The sequence below is a fragment of the Pseudonocardia ailaonensis genome (assembly GCF_039531635.1).
Classification (GTDB): domain Bacteria; phylum Actinomycetota; class Actinomycetes; order Mycobacteriales; family Pseudonocardiaceae; genus Pseudonocardia; species Pseudonocardia ailaonensis.
Genome location: NZ_BAAAQK010000001.1, coordinates 443,084 through 463,061, shown reverse-complemented (window position 1 = coordinate 463,061; position 19,978 = coordinate 443,084). Strand labels below are relative to the sequence as shown.

Genomic DNA, 19,978 nt, shown 5'->3' with positions numbered 1-19,978 from the left:
CCCACCGGTTGCTGGGCGTAAAGGGACGCAGGGTGTCGACGATCGAGATCACCGGCTGGTGCTGCGCGAACCAGGCGACCGGGCCTGGCATCGAGTCCGTCGGGACGAAGGCCGGGCTGATGAAGGGCAGGAAGATCAGCGGGTAGTTGAAGGCGCTGGCCCCGTCGGGGCCCGGCCGGACGGAGAGCGTCGACCGGTCCGGTTACGATCCTGGCCTGGTCGTTCGTCCGGGACGACCAGCCGCTGGGGACACCGCGCGGCAGGTCGGCCTGGCGCTGCGCGACGAGGTGCGCGACCTCGAGGCCGCCAGCCTGCGGATCGTGCAGGTGGACGAGCCGGCCCTGCGTGAGCTGCTGCCGCTGCGGGCAGCGGACCAGCAGTCCTACCTGGACTGGGCGGTCGACTCGTTCCGCCTGGCCCCGGCGGGGTCGCGGACACCACCCAGATCCACACCCACCTGTGCTACTCGGAGTTTGGCGAGGTGGTGGGGGCGGTCGACGGGCTGGACGCGGACGTCACCACCGTGGAGGCGGCGCGCTCGAAGATGGAGGTCCTGGCCGACCTCGGCCCGGGTGTCCCGCGGGCCCTGGGCCCCGGGGTGTACGACGTGCACTCGCCCGAGGTCCTGGGCGTCGCGCAGATCGTGTCGCTGCTGACGGCCGCCCTGGGAGGCCCTCGGCCGGGACCGGCTCTGGGCAAACCCGGACTGCGGGCTCAAGACGCGCGGTGAGCCCGAGACGATCGAGACCCTGCGCAACCTGGTCGCCGCGGCGGGCGAGGTCCGCGCCGCAGGGTGAGCCCGGACGGGCCGGGCGCCAGCGGTGCCCGGCCCGTCAGGACAGCCTCAGTTGCAAACCGTCGAGCATGATGGCGAGCTTGTCGTCGAACCAGCCGCGCCCGCGCCAGGTGGAGTCCTCGTCGAGCTCGGGGGAGAGGGTGCGGAGGGACTCGCGGTGCAGGTCGCGGCGGGTGCGGGGGCCGGCGGGGGTGTCCTGGACGGCGTCGAGCCCGCGCATGGCGATCGCGGTGGAGAAGGTGAGGTCCACCAGGAAGTCCAGCGCCACCACGGCGTCGCGGGAGGTGAAGCCCTGCTCCCGCAGCCGGGTGGCGTAGCCCGCGAGCAGGACCACGACCCGGTCCGGCAGCGAGGTCATGCCGTAGATCGCCTCGGCCATCCCGGGGTGAGAGTCGACGAGCCCCCAGAGGGCCTCGGCGAAGGCTTCGAGCAGCGCGCGCCACGGGAGGTCCGGCGCGGGCCACTCGTGCTCGTCGGCGGCGATCTCCAGCGCCGCGACCAGCAGGTCGGCCCGGTCGGTCACATAGCGGTAGAGCGTGGAGTGGCTGACGCCGAGCCGGCGCGCCACGCCCGGCATGGACAGCCCGTCGAAGCCCTCGGCCAGCGCCGCCCGGGCGACCTCCTCGCGGGTCAGCGAGGGGGGCCGCCCGGGGCGGCGTCCGAGGGCGGGCACGGATACCGAGACTAGTGACTCGAGGATCGGGCGGTGAGCCGCCAGCCCTTCGCGCGGGAGCGGGACGCCCAGAACTCGGCGTAGCGGCCGCCGGCGGCGAGCAGCTCGGCGTGGGTGCCGTGCTCGGCGATCCCGCCGCCGTCGAGCACCACGATCCGGTCGGCCGCGACGACGGTGGACAGCCGATGCGCGATCACCAGCACGGTGCTGTGCTCGGCCAGCGCGCGCAGCGCCTCGGTGACGTACCGCTCGTTCTCCGGGTCGAGCGCGGCCGTGGCCTCGTCGAGCAGGACGATCGGGGCCGCCTTGAGCAGCGCCCGGGCCACCGACACCCGCTGCCGCTCGCCGCCGGACAGCGCGGTCCCGCCCTCGCCCACGCGGGTGGCCCAGCCCTCCGGCAGCCGCCCGACGATCTCGTGCACCCCGGCGAGCCGCGCCGCCTCCCGGACCTCGGCCCCGGTGGCGTCCGGCCGGCCGACGCGGATGTTGGCCTCCAGCGTGTCGTCGAACAGGTAGACCTCCTGGAAGACCAGCGCGAGCTGGCCCATCAGCTGCTCGGTGGGCTGGTCCCGCACGTCGGCGCCGCCGACCCGGACGGTGCCGGCGTCGACGTCCCAGAAACGCGCGACGAGCCGGGTGACCGTTGTCTTGCCCGATCCCGACGCCCCGACCAGGGCCGTCATGCTCCGCGGCGGTACGCGGAGGGACACCTCCGACAGCACGGGCGTGTCGTCGTAGCCGAAGGTCACGGCGTCGAGCTCCAGCGCGCCGGGGTCGGGGAGCGGCACGGGCGAGGCGGCCTCGGGCAGCGGCTCCTCCTCGAGGACGGCGGTGAGCCGGCGCAGGTCGTTTCGTGCCATCCGCAGCACGCCGGCGTAGTCGCCGATCTCGGCGAGCGGGCCGGTGAACCGGGCGGCGAGCGCGATCAGCGCGACGGCCGAGCCCACCGCGAGCTGCCCGGACACCGCCAGAGCCACTCCCACGACCAGCAGCGCGGTGAACGTGAGCTGCACGGTGATCCCGCCCAGCACGATGCCGACCACGGCGTAGCCCAGAGTCCTGCGGCCGGTGCGGCGCTGGTGCTCCAGCGCTTGGTCGAGCGCGGCGTAGCCCTCGGCGCCGCGGCCGAAGGCGCGCAGCACCCGCTGGGTGCGGGCGAACTCCACGACTCGGTTCGCGGAGGCGACGGCGGCCGCGTCGTCGAGCTCGTCGCCCCGGCCGACGAGCCGAGCCCCGGTGCGGAACGCCAGGTACAGAAGCGGCGTGCAGACCAGCACGGCCAGCGTCAGGCGCCAGTCGAGGAACAGCGTGCCGACGGCGATCGTGGCCGGCGTGACCACGCCGGTGACCGTGGGCGTGAGCAGGTGGGCGAACAGCCCGGCGACCATCGTGGTGCCACCCGTGGCCGTCCGGGAGAGCCGCCCGATCTTCTCCGAGGAGAACCAGCCCAGCGGCAGGGTCACCACGTGGTCGCCCAGCCGCTCGTGCATGGTGGTGAGCACGATGATCGCCACGGCGAACCCGCGCATCGCCTGGACGTAGTGCGCCACGCACGTCAGCAGTACCGCGACCAGCACGAACGCGAGCCCGCGCAGGGCCGCGGCGGTGTCGCCTGCGAGCAGGTCCCGGAACACGGGCACCAGCAGCAGGGTGGCCACGCCCTGCAGCACGCCGTACGCCGCGACCCAGGCGAAGTAGGCGTGCAGCCGCCGCCGGTGGGCGGGGCCGAGCAGGCTGAGCAGGTCGGCGATCACTGCGACTCCCACAGCCGGGCGTAGCGGCCGCCGGCCGCGAGCAGGGATGGATGGGCGCCGCTCTCCGCGACCCGCCCGCCATCGAGCACCACGATCCGGTCGGCCGCGGTGACCGTGGTCAGCCGGTGCGCCACTACCAGCACGGTCCGGCCGGTGGCCAGTGTGGACAACGCGTCCTGGATGGCGGCCTCGGACTCGGGATCGGCGAAGGCGGTGGCCTCGTCGAGGACCAGGACGGGGGTGTCGGCGAGCAGCGCGCGGGCGATCGAGACGCGCTGGGCCTCGCCGCCGGAGAGCCGGGCGTCGAGCGTGTCGTAGCCCTGGGGGAGCGCGGTGATCCGGTCGTGGACGTGGGCGGCCCGGCAGGCCGCCTCGATCTCCGCGCCCGACGCCGACGGGCGGCCGAGCCGGACGTTGTCCGCGACCGTGCCGTGCACCAGCTGCACCTCCTGCAGTACGAACCCGACGTGCCGGTGCAGCGCCGCCGGATCGATCTCCCGGACGTCGACGCCGCCGATCCGCACCGCCCCGCCGGTCACGTCGTGGAACCGGGGCAGCAGGGTGGCCAGCGTGGACTTGCCGGCGCCGCTCGGCCCCACCAGCGCGGTGACGGTGCCGGGCTCGCAGGTCAGCGACACCCCGCGGAGCACCTCGGCGTCGTCGGAGTAGCCGAACCGGACATCGTCGAACTCGACGCGGTTGCCCTGCGGCGTGCGCGGCGCGGCGCTGACCGGCAGCTCCGGAGTGGCGAGCAGGTCGTGGATGCGCAGCGCGGCCGCGGCGGCCGTGCGCCGGTTCGCGGCGCCGAAGCCGAGCGCAGTGATCGTCGTCGGGACGACCAGCCCCACCAGGATCCCGGTGAGCGCCTCGACCGGGGTGACCCAGCCCTCGGCGGCGAACCAGACCGCACCGGCTGTGCCCACCAGCCCGACGACGGGCGCCCCGACGGCCATGGTGCTGACCGCCTCGAGCGTGAGCATCGGCCGGACCCAGTCGGCGTAGGAGGTGCCGAAGTCCGCCGCGGCGCGCCGGTAGCTCTCGTGCGCGCGCCGGCCCCGGCCGAAGGTCTTGACCACGGCGATCCCGCCGACGAACTCGACGACCGCCGCCCGGTGTCGACGGGGCCCGGCGCGAGCAGCAGCCGGCCCAGCTCCGCCAGGCCCGCGAACGGGACGAGCGCGCACAGCGCCCCGACGGCCCCGAGCACGCACGCGAACCGGATGGTCCCGGCCACGGGACGGCGGAGCTCGCGCAGTGCCGCCGCCTTGCGCCGCGCGGTGGCCCTGGGATCGGGCGCTGGTCCGGGGGTCGGGGCCGGTGGTGCGACGGTGTCTGCCGCGACGGTCATGGGCACCTCCTTAGACGGGCGGTGAATTTACAACAGCCTGTCTGGCTTTGGGTAGCCTCATCTGACTAAGCTGCCGTCATGGCGAGGACGAACATGCGGAGCACCCGGGTCGCGCCGGAGGTCAGTGAGCTGCTCACGGCGCGGGTGGTGCGCCGGGAGCGGATCTCGCCGAACCTGGCGCGCGTCACGCTCGGCGGCGGGGAGCTGGACCGCTTCCGCCCGCTGGGGTTCGATCAGTGGTTCCGGCTCTTCCTGCCGGTGCCCGGCGGCAGCCTGGAGGGGCTGCCGGACAAGCTGACCGCGCTGTCGTACGCGCGGTTCATGCGGTTGCCCCGCGCCACCCGTCCCGCCCTGCGCGCCTACACCGTGCGCGCGTACCGGGCGGTGGGGAGCGAGGGCCCGGAGATCGATGTCGACGTGGTGCTGCACGAGGGCGGGGCCGCGGGGCCGGGTGCCACCTGGGCCGCGAGCTGCGCGCCCGGCAGCCCCGTCGCGCTGCTCGACGAGGGGATCGGCTTCAACCCGGACCCGGCCCTCGAACGGGTGTGGCTGGTCGCCGACGAGAGCGGGCTGCCCGCCGCGGCCGGGATTCTGGCCTCGCTGCCGGACACCGCCGCGGGCCGCGCCACGATCGAGGTCCCGTCGGACGGGGACCGGCAAGAGCTCACCGTGCCCGCCGGCGTCGAGCTGGAGTGGATCGTGCGCACGGACCACGGTGCCCGTCCGGGCGCGGCCGCGCTGGCCGCCGCCTCCGCGCGCCCGCTCCCGGACGCCCCGCTCTACGGCTGGACGGTCGGCGAGCAGCAGCTGCCCAGCGGCCTGCGCCGGCACTGGGTCAGGGCCGGGGTGCCGAAGGGGCACATCATGTTCTGCGGCTACTGGCGCGCGTCCTGACGTTCAGCCCCAGTCCAGGCCGCCGCCGGTCTGGTACTCGATGATCCGGGTCTCGAAGAAGTTCTTCTCCTTCTTCAGGTCCATCGCCTCGCTCATCCACGGGAACGGGTTCTCCGTCTCGCCGAAGAGCGGGGCGCGCCCGATCTGCTCGGCGCGCCGGTCCGTGACGAAATGCAGGTACTGCTCGCACAGCTCCGCGGACAGCCCGAGCATCCCGCGGGGCATGGTGTCGCGGGCGTAGGCGACCTCCAGCGCGCAGGCCTCGCGGATCTCGTCTGCGAACTCCGCCGTCCACAGGTGCGGGTACTCGTGCCTGATCATGGTGATGACGTCGATGCCGAAGTTCAGGTGGATCGACTCGTCGCGCAGGATGTACTGGTACTGCTCGGCGATGCCCACCATCTTGTTGCGGCGCCCGAGCGAGGGGATCTGCGCGAACCTGGTGTAGAACCACATGCCCTCGAATACCACGTAGAAGGCCACGAGATCGCGCAGGAAGGCCCGGTCCGCCTCCGGGGTGCCGGTGCGGAAGTCCGAGTCGGACAGTGCCCGGGCGTAGCGCAGCGCCCAGGCGTCCTTCTCGGTGATCGAGGGGACCTCGCGGTACAGGTTTGAACAGCTCGCCCTCGTCGAGGCCGAGGCTCTCGCACACGTACTGGAACGTGTGGGTGTGCGCGGCCTCCTCGAAGGACTGCCGCAGCAGGTACTGACGGCACTCCGGGTTGGTGAGGTCGCGGTACTCCGCGAGCACGATGTTGTTGGCCACCAAGGACTCCGCCGTGGCGAAGAAGCCGAGGTTGCGCTTGAGCATGGTGCGCTCGTCGGCTGTCAGGGCCGAAAGGCCCGGCTTCGCCGAGGCGGAGGCTCAGGATGACCACGATCGACGACCGCACCGCACCGATCGCTCCCACGAAGGAGCAGCGGCGTGACCAGCCGGGACCTCCGCGAGTGCGGATCGTGGCGTGGGACACAACCGAGCTGCAGGAGCCTTGCCAGTCCTACGGGAAGTGGAAGCACTCCGACGAGCCCGCCGTTGCTTTGGCGGAGGACGTTCGTCCTGACCCGGCTGCTCTGCGGGCGGCGGCTCGGACCGTTGCCCTGCTGGTGGATGTGCTGGCCCAGCGTCGTCCGCCGAGGCAGCTCACGGAGCTTGTCGAGCCGATGGTGCTGCGCTACCTGGCGGCGGTTCGGCCGCAGCGGCCGGGAACAACGGTGGTGCTCGACTGCTGTCCGTGCTGCTGTCGACGCCGGCTGAAACTGAACAGGTGTCGACGAGCGAAAACTGACCACCTCCGATGATCTTGGAGGGTGATCAGTGTGGAGGACTGGGCGGCGATCCGACGGCTGCACCGGGCGGAAGGTGTGTCGATCAGCGAGGTGGCTCGGCGGCTGGGGATCTCCCGGAACACGGTGCGGGCGGCGTTGTCGTCCGACCGTCCACCGAAGTACGAGCGTGCGCCGCAGCCGAAACTGGCCGATGGAGTGGAGACGCAGGTCAGCGTTGCTGGTGGAGTTCCCAAGGATGCCGGCGACGGTGATCGCGCAGCGGATCGGCTGGGCGGACTCGGCGACGACGCTGAAGGACCTGCTGCGCCGTATCCGTCCCGAGTTCGTGGGGATCGACCCGGTCGACAGGGTCGTCTACCAGCCCGGCGAGGTCACCCAATGCGACCTGTGGTGCCCCGAGACCCCGATCCCGGTGGCGCCCGGGCAGGCCCGGGTGCTGCCGGTGCTGGTGATGACGCTGGCGTTCTCCCGATTCCTGTCCGCAACGATGCTGCCCTCCCGCCAGGGCGGTGACCTGCTCTGGGGCATGTGGGCGCTGATCAGCGAGCTGGGCAGAGTGACCAGGACGCTGGTCTGGGACCGGGAGTCGGCGATCGGGGCAGCGGGAAGCTCACGCCCGCCGCCGCGGCGTGCGCTGGCCACCAGGATCCGCCTGGCCCCACCGCGGGATCCGGAGTTCAAGGGCATGGTCGAGCGCAACAACGGCTTCCTGGAGACCTCGGTCCTGCCCGGGCAATTCTTCACGTCTCCGGCGGACTTCAACGCCCAGCTCGGAGAGTGGCTGGCCCGGGCGAACACCCGCACGGTCCGGGCCATCGGCGCCCGCCCGGTGGACCTGCTCGAGACCGGCCGCCAGGCCATGACCCCGTTGCCGCCACTGGATCCGCAGGTCGGGCTCCCCCTGCGGATCCGGCTCGCTCGCGACTACTACGTGCGCGTCGATGGCAACGACTACTCCGTGGACCCGCGGGTGATCGGGCGCTTCGTCGACGTCCTCGCCTCGCCGACCACCGCCGAGGCGTTCTGCGACCGCGAGCTCGTCGCGAGCCATGACCGCAGCTGGGCCCGCCACAGGGTGATCACCGACCCCGCTCACGTCGCGACCGCCCGAGAGATGCGCCTGGCGCTGGCCGAACAACGACGGGCCCAGCAACGCGCCGCACAGAACGGGCCACGGCGCCACAGCGACGGCCACGCGGTGGTGATCCGCGCCCTGCCTGACTACGACGTCCTGTTCGGCGTCGACTTCAACCCGACCACCCCGACGACCTCAAGTGCTGCAACGGATCCGGCAGCCGCGCCAGCGGCAGAAGTGAGCAACCCATGACCGCGACCACAACGGCGACGACCACGACAGCAGCACCGGGGAGATCGACACCGGCAGACGGGCTGCCTTGATGCTCGCCTACCTCGCCCGAGTTCTGAAGACCCCGACCATCGGGCGCTGCTGGGAGGAAGCGCTTACCCGACCGAGCTCCGGATCGGCTGGCGGAGATCGGTCGGCAGCATCCCGGTGTGTTGTCCTGGCCGGTTCGCCTCCGGCTCGACCCGCAGCCCTCGCGCCGCCTTCTGGTCGATCTCGACTACTGCGCCGTCTGCGGTGCTCACCTCGACCGTTCCGTCGGGACGGCGGCGGACGCCGTCGAGATGTCGGCCGGGGATGAGGCCGGTGCGCGACAGCTCCCGGAGCAGGGTGGGATCGGACTGCAGGTCCTCGGTGACGCGCGTGATGCGCAGCCGCGCCCCGTTCGGCACCTGGACGAGCCGGCGTAGCGCGGTGGGGCGTCGTCGGAGATCGACGGTGTAGCTCAGGAGCGGAAGGTCTATCGACGCCAGGGTGCCGGAGTCTCCGCCCCTGGCGATGTCGTCGGTGGTCGGGATGGGGCTGCCGAACGGGGACACCGGATCGTCGCCGAGCAGCGCCGAGATCCGCGCTTCGGCCTGTGCGCTGACGACCCGCTGCCAGCGGAGCGCCTCGGTGTGCAGCAGCGCCCAGTCGAGCCCGACGACGTCGGCGAGGAAACACTCGAGTACCCGGTGGGTCCGGGTCGTGGCGAGGGCGACGGACAGGCCGTCGGCGGTGAGGCGGACGGTCCGGGGGTCATCGAGATCCAGTAGGCCGACTCGTCCCAGCTCCGAGATCGCCGGGCCGACCGTCCCGTAGCTCCGTCTGGTGCGGTGGACGATCTCGGCGCGGGTCGACCGCTCACCGTCCTCCGCAAGCTCGTAGACGACCTGCAGATACCGTCGCGCCTGTCCGGAATACTCCTTCATGAGAGCTCTGCCTCGTATGTTGGTTTTGACCATGATATCACTTAGGGTTGGTTGGCCTAACTCTCACAGATGCTCGGGGTCGCTCATGTATGTTGGTGATGTCGCTCTGATCGACAGCGGGATCCGATCGTGAGGGTCGTGGCGTTCGGCTACATGACCTGGGGCCGCCGGACGATCGAGGCGATCCTCGCCGCCGGGCACGAGGTGCCGCTGATTGTCACCCACCCGGACAGCGACAACGCCTACGAGAAGATCTTCAACGAGTCCGTGGCGGAGCTCGCCGCGGACCACGGCATCCCGACGCTGGTCCGCAACCGGGCTACGGACGACGAGGTCAAGGCCGCCATCGCCGCGGCCGAGGCGGACATCATGGTCGTGTCCAACTGGAGGACCTGGCTGCCGCCGGAGGTGTTCTCGATCCCGCGCCTCGGCACGCTCAACGTGCACGACGCGCTGCTCCCGGCCTACGCCGGCTTCGCCCCCCTGAACTGGGCGCTGATCAACGACGAGCCCGAGGTCGGCGTCACCGCCCACATGATGAACGCCGAGTTCGACGCCGGGGACGTCGTCCTGCAGCGGGCCACGGTGATCACCGAGGACGACACGATCGTCGAGCTGTTCGACCGCACGCTGGCCATGTTCGGCCCCATCACGGTGGACGCGCTGGCGCTGATCGCCGAGGGCCGCCGCGACTGGGCGCCGCAGGACCGCAGGGTCGCCTCCTACTTCCACCGCCGCACCGAGGAGGAGAACCGGATCGACTTCACCTGGAGCGCCCGGGAGCTGTTCAACCTCGTGCGCGCGCAGGTGGACCCGTACCCGAACTCGTACTGCTACCACGGCACCACCCGGCTGCGGATCCTCGCCGCGCGCGAGACCGAGAAGGCCTACGGCGGCACCCCGGGGCGGGTCTTCATCCGGGAGGGCCGTGGGGTCGTCATCGTGGCGGGGGCGGACTCCCGGCGGGGCGCGAACACCGGGCTGCGGATCGACCGCGTGCGGCTCGACGACGGCACCGAGCTCGATGCCGTGGACTACTTCCCGTACATGGGCGGCTACCTCACTTCCCATCCGACCGGCGATCACTGACAGGACGTGTCCTTGTCCCGTAGGAGAAATGCGGCCTGCCGGTCGACGACCACCGGGAACCGGCCGCTGATCAACGTCACCGAGACCTACATCCAGAGGCTCTTCGAGGCCGACGAGGTCGCCGGCGCCGGTCTCACCCGCGACACGATCCGTCGCGAACTGGGTGCGAACCCGGCAACCGTCGCGCAGAACGTCGCCCGGCTCCTCGAGAGCAACCTCGTCGACACCGGCCCGCGGCGACCGGTCGTTCTCACGCTTCTCGGCCAGGCCCAGGCGATCCCGGTGGTGCGGAAGCACCGGCTCGTCGAATGCTTCCTGGTGGAGATCGTCGGGCTGGAGTGGCCGCTTGCCCATCAGGAGGCGCGGCGCTGGCAGCATGTGATCAGCGACGAGGTCGAGCGGCGAGTGGTGGCGCTGCTCTCGGCTGCCGACACCTCGCCCTACGGCAATCCGGTGCCCGGTCTCGCGGCGCTGTTCGGTCGTCGGTCGGAGGCGGTCCCGCCGATGGAGCGCCATGTGTCCCTGGCGGAGATCCTCCATCGGGGGCGCACCACGACCAGGATCCGGACGCTGTCCGAGCGGCTGCAGGACAACCAGCCGTTCCTGGTCCACGCCTGGGAGATCGGGGCGATCCCGGGCCGTGAGGTGGAGGTGTCGCCCGGCCCCGCATCGGTCCGGATCCGGACCGATGCGGGCTGTGTCGACATCGGCCGCGCGGACGCGGTCCACCTCCTCGTCGACGAGGTGGACGGGCGTCCCTACCAGGCATCCTTTGCGAGGAGGACCTCGGAACCGGCACGGTAGACCGAGGTCTGTCCTCCGTGGAGCCGAGGGTCAGGTCCTGGTGGCCGACCACGCCTCCCACAGGGCGGCGTAGCGCCCGCCGGCCGCCACCAGCTCGTCGTGGTGGCCGATCTCCACGAGGCGTCCTGTATCCAGCACGACCACGCGGTCGGCGGTAGCGGCCTGGGTCATCCGGTGCGCCACCAGGAGCCCGGTCCGCCCGGCCAGCGCCCGCGTGGCTGCGGCCTCGAGCACCCGGGCGCCCGCGCTGCCGGCCTCGGCGGTGGCCTCGTCCAGGATCGCCACCGGGGGATCGGCCAGGACCAGCCGGGCCAGTGCGAGCTGTTGCGCCTGGGTCACGCTGAGCGTGTGCGCACCCTCGCCCACGGCGGTGTCGAGGCCGTCGGGCAGCGCGTCGGCCCAGCCGAGCGCACCCACGGTGGACAGGGCCTCCCGAAGCTGCGCCTCGGTGGCATCCGGGCGTGCCAGCCGTAGGTCGTCGGCCAGAGTGCCGGCGAACACGTGCACCTCCTGGGTGACCAGCACGACGGTGCGCCGGGCCAGCTCGGGGCCGAGCTCGTCGAGCCCGACGCCACCCAGGCTGATCGATCCGCCGGTCGGTCGATGCACCCCGGCGATCAGCTTGGCCAGCGTGGTCTTGCCGGCCCCGCTCGCCCCGACCAGTGCCACCCGTTCGGCCGCCCCGATGTCGAGGTCGACGCCGTGCAGCACAGGACGGTCCGCGCGGTAGGCGTGGTGCACGTCCGCGACCTTCACCGAGCCGTCCATGGGGAGTGCTCTGTGCTGCGGCTCGCCCGGCGCCGGCAGCTCGGCCACGCCGACGATGCGAGCCAGGCTCGCGCCCGCGGAGAGCGCCTCGTCGATCGTGACGAGCGCACTGCTGATCGGCCCGAAGAGGGAGTGGAAGTACAGCGCCGCCGCGGTGGCGGTGCCCGCGGTGACCGAGCCGTTGCCGACCAGGAGGAACCCTGTCACGAGCACCGCGGCGAGCCCGACGAACTCGGCCAGGTTGAGCCGCGCGTAGAAGCGGGTCATGAGGCGGATCCCGCGCAGGACGAGGTCGACGGCGGTGAGCGAACGCCCGCGGACCCGGTCGACGTGGTCGTCGGCGAGGAGGAACGCGCGCACGGTCGCGGCCCCGCCCACGGTGTCGAGGAGCTGCTGCTGTAGCCCGCCCTCGGCGACCCGTTGCCGGGCGTAGACGGGCCCGGCGTTGCGGACGTACCAGCGCGCGGTGTGGATCTGGATCGGGACCGCCAGCAGCGCGACGACCAGGAACCGCCAGTCCAGCGCCCCCATGGCCAGCAGCGTCAGCACGATCGTCAGGCCGGCCCGGGCGAGCTTCGGTACGGCGCCGCGAACCGCTTCGCCGACGACGGCGACGTCGCCGGTGACCCGCGCGGTCAGGTCGCCGCCGCCCGCCCTCTCCACCTGCTCCAGGGGGAGCGCGAGCGCCCGGTCGACGAACTGCTCGCGAAGGCGGGCCAGCAGCCGCTCGCCGAGACCGACGAGCAGCGACATACCCACGGTCGTGAGCAGCCCCGCGACCACCGCGACCACCGCGATGAGGACGGCGGGGCCGACGACGGCGGCCGAGCCCGCGCCGGCGACCACGACGTCGACGATCCGCCCGAGCAGCGGGGCCACCAGCAGCGCGACCGCGCTGCCGGCGACCAGCACGGCCAGCGTCACGACGGCTCGCCACCGGTGGGGGCGTAGGAGGCGGCCGACGGCCGCGCGGGTATCCGCGGCGGTAGCCACCGGGAGCAGCTCGCGCCCGCCCGGAAGGGGGCTCGTGGTGTCCACCGTGTCGCTCACGTCAGCACCGTCTCCCGGTAGTCGGAACGGGATTCGACGAGATCGGCGTGCCGGCCCTCGCACCGCACCCCGTCCCCGTCGAGGAGGATCACCCGGTCGGTGACGGCGAGGAGCGCCGGGCTGGTCGTCACCACGACGGTGGTGCGCCCGCGGCGGACGCGCCGCAGGGCCCCGGCGATCCGGGACTCCGTGACGGAGTCGACGGCCGTGGTCGGGTCGTGCAGCACGAGCACCGAGCGGTCGGCGGCGAGCGCCCTGGCCAGCGCCACCCGCTGGCGCTGCCCGCCGGACAGCGAGCTGCCCTGCTCGCCGACGGTGCTGTCGACACCGTCGGGCAGGCTGTCGGCCACCTCGTCGGCGGCCGCCGCCACGAGTGCGGCGGTGATGTCCGCGGCGCCGGTGGCGGTGACGTTCTCCAGGAGGGTCCCGGCGAAGAGGACGGCGTCGTGGGTCGCGACGAGGACCGCGGCCCGTACGGCGGCCGGGTCCAGACCGGCCAGCGGCACGTCGTCGAGCTCGACGGTCCCCGTCTCGGGATCGGTCTCGCGGGCGAGGCAGGCGAGCAGGGCACGGGCGATGGCGGGGGAGGGAGAGACGATCCCGAGCAGCTCGCCGGGCGCCACGTCGAGATCGACGCCGTGCAGGCCCTCGTGCGTCACGCCGCGCAGCCGTAGCCCGCCGCGCACCGGCTGTCGTGCGGTGCCCGCCCCGGGCGGCACCGCGGGCGGCGCGGAGAGCACTGCCGCGATCCGGGCGGCCGACGCGCGGGCCTGGGCGAACTCGATGGTCGTCCAGCCGGTCGTGGACAGCGGGATCTGCAGGAACAGGGCCAGTCCCACGGTGGAGACCAGCTCGCCCACGCTGATCGCGCCGTCCGCGGCGAGCACTCCGCCGACCAGGGCGACGACCGCGATGAACACGCCGGATGACGTCTCCACGACCCCGCCCTGGGCGGCGTACGCCTGTGCGGTGCGCAGGGTCGCGACGAGCGACTCCTGACTGGTGCGGCGGTAGCGCTGGACCGCGGTGCGCTCGGCGCCGAGCCCCTTGAGCACCCGCAGGCCGGCCACGAGGTCCGCGGCCACCCCCGAGGCGTGGGCCGCGCGCGCCTGTTCGGCCTCGCTGCGTCGCTCCAGTGGCTTGCTCGCGTAGTGGGTCAGGAGCAGCAGCGGGGGAGTGCCGAGCAGCACGAGCAGTCCGAGCGGCACCGAGATCGTCAGGAGCACGGCGGCGCTGACCAGCACCGCGACGATCGCGGCCAGTCCGAACGGCACCACCACGTTCGCCGTGCCGACCCGCTTGGCATCGCTGGTCGAGATGTTCACCAGCTCACCGGAGAGCCGCCCGGCGTCGGCGCCGCCACCCGCGTGCAGCACCCGGTGGGTCAGCCGCAGGCGCAGATCGTGCTCGGCGTACTCCGCGGCTCGCTCGGCCGCTCGGACGCTGAACCGGTAGGAGTACGACAGGACGACGAAGTTCGCGGCGAGCACCCCGATCCAGAGGATCAGCAGGCCGGGCGATCCGCTGGTCACCGCGACGTCGACGATCACCCCGATCAGCACCGGCACCAGCGCCGAGCCGGCCTGCTGGCCGGCCGCGAGCAGCGAGCTCAGGGCCACGTCGCGCCGCTGCTCGAGAATCGCGCCGCGCAGCACCGCGGTGCCCGTCACGGGCACGGGATCCGGTGTGGTCACGACCGCTCCCGGCCCAGGGGGACGACCGAGGGGGTGCCGGAGACCGGATCGGGGACGACCAGGCAGCGTAGCCCGAACACCTCTTCGACGAGCTCGGCCGTAACGATGTCCACCGGGGCGCCCTCGGCGACGACGGCGCCGTCCTTCATGGCGATCAGGTGGGTGCCGTACCGCGCGGCGTGGTTCAGGTCGTGCAGGACCGCGACCAGGGTGCGGCCGGCCAGGTGAAGGTCGGTGAAGAGCTCGAGCAGCTCGATCTGGTGGGTGATGTCCAGGAAGGTGGTCGGCTCGTCGAGAAGCAGGATGCCGGTCTCCTGGGCGAGCGCCATCGCGATCCACACCCGCTGGCGCTGTCCCCCGGACAGCTCGTCGACGAGTCGGGTCGAGAGCTCGCGCACCGAGGTGGCCTCCATGGCCCGGAGCACGGCCCGCTCGTCCGCCTCGGTCCACTGCCGTACCAGCTTCTGGTGCGGGTACCGGCCCCGAGAGACGAGATCGGCGACGGTGATCCCGTCGGGCGCGGTCGAGGACTGCGGCAGCAGCCCGATGCGGCGCGCCACCTCCTTCGCCCGGTAGCCGTGGATGTCCGCGCCGTCGAGGACCACCTGCCCGGCGGAGGGCCGCAGCAGCCGGGACAGGCCCCGGAGCAGGGTGGACTTGCCGCAGGCGTTGGGTCCGACGATCACCGTGAACGACTCGTCCGGGATCGACACGGTGAGCTGCTGCGAGATGACCCGCCGGTCGTAGCCCAGGGTCGCGGAGGCGACACGCAGCCGAGACTCCCCAACGGGGGCCGCAGCGTCGCGACGGGCTGCGGGCAGGAGCGCGGGTTCCGGTCCGGCGTCGGGCAAATCGGGATCCTTCGGGTGAGACAGGCAACAAGGACGAAACTTAGCCTAAACTAACCCAGGCTGTTACCGTCCCTGAGAGTCGCCTCACGACATCACGCACGATGCCCTCCGGGCCTTCCGCGCGCCCCGCCGGGTCCGCGCCGGTGGCCGACCAGAGGGCACTTCCGCGTGCGTCCGACCGCGCACGCGCCCCTGACCGCAAGGAGACGCCGATGGCGAAGAACCCGTTCGACGACGACGAGGGCACCTTCTTCGCGCTCGTGAACCACGAGGAGCAGTACTCGCTCTGGCCCACGTTCAAGCCGGTGCCCGGCGGGTGGACGGTCGCCTTCGGCGGCCCGGACGGCCGCCCGCGCCCCGAGGTGCTCGCCTGGATCGACGAGAACTGGACCGACCTGCGCCCGAAGTCCCTGCGCGACGTCATCGCGCAGCACGAGAACGCCCACAGCTGAACCACCGGCTGAACCACTCAGCGCACCCACGACCGGAAGACGAGAGAGGCCGTTCGATGCTCCGCACCGTGCTCGGCAGCAAGATCCACCGCGCCACCGTCACCCAGGCCGACCTGCACTACGTCGGGTCGATCACCATCGACGAGGACCTCGTCCGGGCAGCCGGGCTGGTCGAGGGAGAGAAGGTGCAGGTCGTCGACATCACCAACGGCGCCCGCATCGAGACCTACGTCATCACGGGCGCCGCGGGATCGGGCAGTATCTGCATCAACGGTGCCGCGGCACACCTGGTGAAGCCCGGAGACCTGGTCATCATCATGTCCTACCTGCTCGCGGAGGTGGACGAGCTACTCGTCCACGACCCGCGCGTCGTGCACGTCGACGAGAACAATCGGGTCGTCGCACTCGGGCAGGACCCGGCGGAGCCGGTCCCCGGGGCGGTCGACCAGGTCTCGTCGCGGGGCGTCTAGCGATGTGCGAACCGTTCGTGCTCGACGGTTTCGTGCCCTATCCGAGCGAGATCGCCGAGGGATACCGGCGCGCCGGGTACTGGACGGACGAGACCCTTGCGGAACCGCTGTTCGCCTCCGTGGCCCGCCATCCGGAACGGACCGCGCTCGTCGCCGGCGACGAGGCCGTGAGCTACGCGGAGCTCGGTGACCGCGTCCTGCGGGTCGCCGCCGGCCTCGCCGAGCTCGGCGTCGGCCGCGGTGACCGGGTCGTGGTGCACCTGCCGAACGTGCCCTCGTTCATCGTGGTCGTGTACGCGCTGTGGGAGCTGGGCGCCGTTCCGACCTTCGCACCCGCGGCCCACCGGCGCACCGAGATCACCCAGTTCGTCGAGCTCACCGGGGCGCGGGCCTACGTCACGGTCGCGGTACACGACGGTGCCGACCTCGCCGGGCTGGCGGCCGAGCTCGCCGCGGGCCGGCCCGGACTCCGCGCGGTCGTGCTGGACCCGGACGGCGGTGGCCCCGAGCTGGACCGCCTGCTGGCCCACGCACCCCTCGCCCACGAGCGTCGCTCGTCGCCGCGGGACATCGCACTCCTGCAGACCTCCGGCGGCACCACGGGGCGCCCCAAGCTGATCCCACACACCCACGAGACCTACGGGCACTCGGTGCGGCTGAGCATCCCGCTCTGCGGGATCGGGGCGCACTCCGTGCAGCTCATCGCAGTGCCGGTCTGTCACAGCATGGCCGTGCGGTCACCCGGTTTCCTGGGGGTCCTCGCGGCCGGTGGGACCGTCGTGCTCGCGCCCGACGGCAGCCCGGACACCGTCTTCCCGCTCATCGAGCGGCACGGGGTCACGCAGGCGTCGGTGGTCCCGCCGCTGCTTCTGGCGTGGCTGAACTCCTCGAGGCGGGAGAGGTTCGACCTGTCGAGCCTCCACTCCCTGCACGTGGGCGGGGCGAAGCTCAGCGCGGAGGCCGCCCGTCGGGTCGGCCCCGAGCTGGGGGCGATCCTGCAGCAGGGCTTCGGCATGGCCGAGGGCCTGGTGAACTACAACAGGCTCGACGTCGACGAGGAGCGGAGTGCGACCTGCCAGGGCCTGCCCGTCTCACCCGGCGACGAGCTGCTCGTCCTGGACGACGACGGCTCGCCGGTCGCCCCCGGTACTCCCGGGCACCTGCTCACCCGCGGCCCGTCGACGATCCGCGGCTACTTCCGCGCACCCGAGCTGAACGCCGCGGCCTTCACCGAGGACGGGTTCTACCGCACGGGCGACATCGTCTCGCGGGATGAGATCGGTTACCTCACCGTTGTCGGCCGGTCGAAGGACCAGATCAACCGCGGCGGGGAGAAGGTTGCGCCCGAGGAGGTCGAGAACCTTGTCCTCGCGCTCGACGGCGTCCACGACGTCTCGGTGGTCGGCGTCGCCGACCGAGTGCTGGGGGAGCGGGTCAAGGCCTACCTCGTGCCCCGCGAGGGTGTCGACCCGTCGACGCTGACGCTGGCCGTGGTCCGCAGGCACCTGCGCGAGCGCGGCCTGGCCGCCTACAAGATGCCCGACGTGGTCGAGGTCGTCGCGGAGTTCCCGCGGACGGCGATGGGCAAGATCAGCAAGCTGCTGCAGCGCCAGTCGTAGCGACGGGGGTGCGGCGCCGGGTCACCGGCGCCGCACCTCGTGCACGATCAGCCACAGGAGGTAGCCGCCTCCCAGGACCACGGTCACGACCCCGACCGGCAGCGCGACCGGGAGTAGGTGCAGGGCGGCGAGCTCGGCACCCGCCAGCAGCACCGCCCCGGTGAGCGCGGCCGGCACGACGGAGATGCCGGGGGTGCGGCACAGGCGGCGGGCGATCTGTGGGGCGGCCAGGGCGATGAACGCGATCGGCCCGGCCGCCGACGAGACCACCGCCGTGAGGGCCACCGCGATCGCGATGACTGCGAGCCGCACCGGTTCCGCCCGGGTCCCGGTGGCGTGAGCGGCGTCGTCGCCGAGCTCGAGCTGCCGCATCGGCTGCCCGAACGCCGCGAGCACGACCAGCAGCACCAGGACCGCGCCGCCCCCGACGAGCATCTCCTGCAGGCCGATGCGGCCGAGGGTGCCCGCTCCCCATGCCGAGGCGGCGAGGGCCACCTCGAGCTTGGCGGTGAGCATGAGCCAGGTGTTGAACGAGGTCAGCATCGCCGACACCGCGATGCCGACGATGATCAGCCGGAACCCCTGCACGCCGCCCCGCCAGGCGAGCAGGTAGATGACCGCCGCGGTGGCGGCGCCGCCGACGAGCGCACCCGCGGTCAGCTGCAGGTACGTGCCCTGGACCAGGACGATCACGATCAGCGCGCCCGTGTACGAGCCCGCCGAGATGCCGATGATGTCGGGGGAGGCGAGCGAGTTGCGGGTCAGCGACTGGAACACCGCGCCGGCGGCACCGAGGCCCGCGCCGAACAGCGCGGCCGCAACGGCCCGGGGCAACCGCCACTCGAGCACGACGGTGCTCGAGAACCCGGCCCCGGGGTCGCCGGTGAGTGCTGCCCACACCTCGGGGAGCGTCAGCGGGTAGTCGCCCAGCGCGAGCGCCGCCGTGGTGGCGACGAGCGTCAGCACGGCGAGGAGCGTGCAGACGAGCACGGTGCGGGCCTGCCAGCGCAGTGCGAGGCGGCCCCGGCGCACGACCCACGTGCGGTGGCCGAACTCCACCGCGGTCGGGTCCGCCGTGGCCGACCCTTCGGCGCTCGGCTCCACCGTGGTGGGTCCCGGGGTCACAGCCCGGCCGCCTTCCGGCGGCGCACGAGGACGATCAGGATCGGCGCGCCGACGAACGCCATGACGATGCCCACGGGCAGCTCTCCGGGTCGGATCACGGTGCGGCCGACGACGTCGGCGGCCAGCAGCAGGGAGGGGGCGAGGAGCAGGGTGGCGCCGAGGATCCAGCGCTGGTCGGGGCCGACGATCCAGCGGGCGACGTGCGGCACCATGAGGCCGACGAACCCGATCGGCCCGGCGACCGCGGTGGCGCCGCCTGCGAGCAGCGTAACGGCGGCGACGACGATGATGCGCGTGCGGCCGATGCTCGCGCCTAGGGACTTCGCGAGGTCGTCACCGAGCGCGATCGCGTTCAGCGGCCCGGCCACGGCCACCGCGAGGAGCACGCCCGCGGCGAGGAACGGCAGCACGGGCAGGAGCACCTCCCAACCGCGCCCGACGACGCTGCCCGCGCTCCAGTTCCGCATCTGCTCGAAGGTGCGCGGGTCCAGCAGCGTCATCGCGCTGACGACGGCGTAGAGGATCGCGCCGAGCGTGACGCCGGCCAGCGTCAGCTGGATCGGGTCGATGCTGCCGCGGCCCGCCGAGCCGATGACGTAGACGACGACGGTGACGAGCAGCGCTCCGGCGAACGAGAACCACACGTACTGACCGGGCGACGACAGCCCGAATACCGCGATCCCGAGCGCAACGAAGAGGGACGCGCCCGCGTTCACCCCCAGGATCCCCGGGTCGGCGAGCGGGTTGCGGGTCAGCGCCTGGATGAGCATGCCGGCGACGCCGAGGGCGATCCCGACGGCGAGCAGGACCGCGGTGCGGGGCACGCGCAGGCTCCAGACGACGTAGGAGTCGCCCTCGCCGGTGTCGTGCAGCAGGGCGTCGACGACGGCGGGCAGGGGGACGGCCCGGGACCCGACCGCGATGCTGGCCAGCACGAGGGCGGCGAGCAGGGCGAGGGCGGCCAGCAGGCCGACTACCCGCCGCCGAGTCAACGGGGCCGCCGTGTCACGGGCCACGGCGATCTTCACCG

Annotated in this window: 16 protein-coding genes and 3 pseudogenes; 9 read left to right on the top strand and 10 right to left on the bottom strand. The window is 72.6% G+C overall.

Features of this window, described 5'->3' with window-relative positions:
- Nucleotides 1-192: 192 nt before the first annotated feature.
- A pseudogene (locus tag ABD324_RS01995) lies at nucleotides 193-797 on the top strand (5-methyltetrahydropteroyltriglutamate--homocysteine S-methyltransferase); the annotation flags it as partial.
- Nucleotides 798-833: 36 nt separating this feature from the next.
- Here the strand turns inward: ABD324_RS01995 and ABD324_RS01990 are convergent.
- The 3 genes from ABD324_RS01990 to ABD324_RS01980 are packed head-to-tail and all read right to left on the bottom strand — an operon-like array spanning nucleotide 834 to nucleotide 4,299.
- Entirely contained in the window at nucleotides 834-1,469 is a 636-nt protein-coding gene (locus tag ABD324_RS01990) for a TetR/AcrR family transcriptional regulator (RefSeq protein ID WP_344411762.1), read from the bottom strand.
- 11 nt (nucleotides 1,470-1,480) lie between these two features.
- On the bottom strand, nucleotides 1,481-3,223 hold the full coding sequence (locus ABD324_RS01985; protein WP_344411761.1) for an ABC transporter ATP-binding protein: 1,743 nt from the start codon (nucleotides 3,221-3,223) through the stop codon (nucleotides 1,481-1,483).
- Nucleotides 3,220-4,299, bottom strand: coding sequence for an ABC transporter ATP-binding protein (locus ABD324_RS01980; RefSeq protein ID WP_344411760.1), 1,080 nt, complete (start codon nucleotides 4,297-4,299; stop codon nucleotides 3,220-3,222). The genes ABD324_RS01985 and ABD324_RS01980 overlap by 4 nt, the downstream gene beginning before the upstream one ends.
- A gap of 350 nt (nucleotides 4,300-4,649) precedes the next feature.
- On the opposite strand from ABD324_RS01980, the gene ABD324_RS01975 reads away from it, so the two are divergent.
- On the top strand, nucleotides 4,650-5,465 hold the full coding sequence (locus ABD324_RS01975; protein WP_344411759.1) for a siderophore-interacting protein: 816 nt from the start codon (nucleotides 4,650-4,652) through the stop codon (nucleotides 5,463-5,465).
- A gap of 3 nt (nucleotides 5,466-5,468) precedes the next feature.
- On the opposite strand, the pseudogene ABD324_RS01970 reads toward ABD324_RS01975, so the two are convergent.
- Nucleotides 5,469-6,297: pseudogene (locus tag ABD324_RS01970) on the bottom strand (ribonucleotide-diphosphate reductase subunit beta); the annotation flags it as partial.
- 38 nt (nucleotides 6,298-6,335) lie between these two features.
- On the opposite strand from ABD324_RS01970, the gene ABD324_RS01965 reads away from it, so the two are divergent.
- Together ABD324_RS01965 and istA are read left to right on the top strand one after the other, a co-directional pair.
- Nucleotides 6,336-6,764, top strand: a complete 429-nt coding sequence (locus ABD324_RS01965) for a hypothetical protein (RefSeq protein WP_344411758.1) — start codon at nucleotides 6,336-6,338, stop codon at nucleotides 6,762-6,764.
- Nucleotides 6,765-6,773: 9 nt separating this feature from the next.
- A pseudogene (istA, locus tag ABD324_RS01960) lies at nucleotides 6,774-8,079 on the top strand (IS21 family transposase).
- 134 nt (nucleotides 8,080-8,213) lie between these two features.
- Here the strand turns inward: istA and ABD324_RS01955 are convergent.
- Nucleotides 8,214-9,026 (bottom strand): metal-dependent transcriptional regulator, encoded by an 813-nt coding sequence (locus ABD324_RS01955; RefSeq protein WP_344411757.1) that lies wholly within the window; start codon nucleotides 9,024-9,026, stop codon nucleotides 8,214-8,216.
- Between the two features lie 129 nt (nucleotides 9,027-9,155).
- Here ABD324_RS01955 and ABD324_RS01950 point away from each other — a divergent pair, with 129 nt between their 5' ends.
- Nucleotides 9,156-10,115, top strand: coding sequence for a methionyl-tRNA formyltransferase (locus tag ABD324_RS01950; RefSeq protein ID WP_344411756.1), 960 nt, complete (start codon nucleotides 9,156-9,158; stop codon nucleotides 10,113-10,115).
- A 6-nt stretch (nucleotides 10,116-10,121) separates the two neighbouring features.
- Complete coding sequence (locus ABD324_RS01945) at nucleotides 10,122-10,919, top strand: metal-dependent transcriptional regulator (protein ID WP_344411755.1); 798 nt, start codon at nucleotides 10,122-10,124, stop codon at nucleotides 10,917-10,919.
- A 30-nt stretch (nucleotides 10,920-10,949) separates the two neighbouring features.
- Here ABD324_RS01945 and ABD324_RS01940 read toward each other — a convergent pair whose 3' ends face one another.
- From ABD324_RS01940 to ABD324_RS01930, 3 genes are read right to left on the bottom strand one after another with little or no spacing between them, the layout of a single operon-like run.
- Entirely contained in the window at nucleotides 10,950-12,737 is a 1,788-nt protein-coding gene (locus tag ABD324_RS01940) for an ABC transporter ATP-binding protein (protein WP_344411754.1), read from the bottom strand.
- Complete coding sequence (locus ABD324_RS01935) at nucleotides 12,734-14,413, bottom strand: ABC transporter transmembrane domain-containing protein (protein WP_425565707.1); 1,680 nt, start codon at nucleotides 14,411-14,413, stop codon at nucleotides 12,734-12,736. Before ABD324_RS01935 ends, ABD324_RS01940 begins: the two co-directional genes overlap by 4 nt.
- A 14-nt stretch (nucleotides 14,414-14,427) precedes the next feature.
- Entirely contained in the window at nucleotides 14,428-15,252 is an 825-nt protein-coding gene (locus ABD324_RS01930; protein WP_425565706.1) for an ABC transporter ATP-binding protein, read from the bottom strand.
- A gap of 242 nt (nucleotides 15,253-15,494) precedes the next feature.
- Between ABD324_RS01930 and ABD324_RS01925 the strand changes: the two genes are divergently transcribed.
- The 3 genes from ABD324_RS01925 to ABD324_RS01915 are packed head-to-tail and all read left to right on the top strand — an operon-like array spanning nucleotide 15,495 to nucleotide 17,823.
- The gene (locus ABD324_RS01925; RefSeq protein ID WP_344411752.1) at nucleotides 15,495-15,734 is read left to right on the top strand and encodes an MbtH family protein; all 240 of its coding nucleotides are present in this window, start codon (nucleotides 15,495-15,497) and stop codon (nucleotides 15,732-15,734) included.
- A 56-nt stretch (nucleotides 15,735-15,790) separates the two neighbouring features.
- On the top strand, nucleotides 15,791-16,204 hold the full coding sequence (gene panD / locus ABD324_RS01920) for an aspartate 1-decarboxylase (protein WP_344411751.1): 414 nt from the start codon (nucleotides 15,791-15,793) through the stop codon (nucleotides 16,202-16,204).
- Between the two features lie 2 nt (nucleotides 16,205-16,206).
- Nucleotides 16,207-17,823 (top strand): (2,3-dihydroxybenzoyl)adenylate synthase, encoded by a 1,617-nt coding sequence (locus ABD324_RS01915; RefSeq protein WP_344411750.1) that lies wholly within the window; start codon nucleotides 16,207-16,209, stop codon nucleotides 17,821-17,823.
- Between the two features lie 21 nt (nucleotides 17,824-17,844).
- On the opposite strand, the gene ABD324_RS01910 is transcribed toward ABD324_RS01915, so the two are convergent.
- Together ABD324_RS01910 and ABD324_RS01905 are read right to left on the bottom strand one after the other, a co-directional pair.
- Nucleotides 17,845-18,948 (bottom strand): FecCD family ABC transporter permease, encoded by a 1,104-nt coding sequence (locus ABD324_RS01910; RefSeq protein WP_344411749.1) that lies wholly within the window; start codon nucleotides 18,946-18,948, stop codon nucleotides 17,845-17,847.
- Nucleotides 18,945-19,976, bottom strand: a complete 1,032-nt coding sequence (locus tag ABD324_RS01905; RefSeq protein ID WP_344411748.1) for a FecCD family ABC transporter permease — start codon at nucleotides 19,974-19,976, stop codon at nucleotides 18,945-18,947. The genes ABD324_RS01910 and ABD324_RS01905 overlap by 4 nt, the downstream gene beginning before the upstream one ends.
- Between the last annotated feature and the right edge of the window lie 2 nt (nucleotides 19,977-19,978).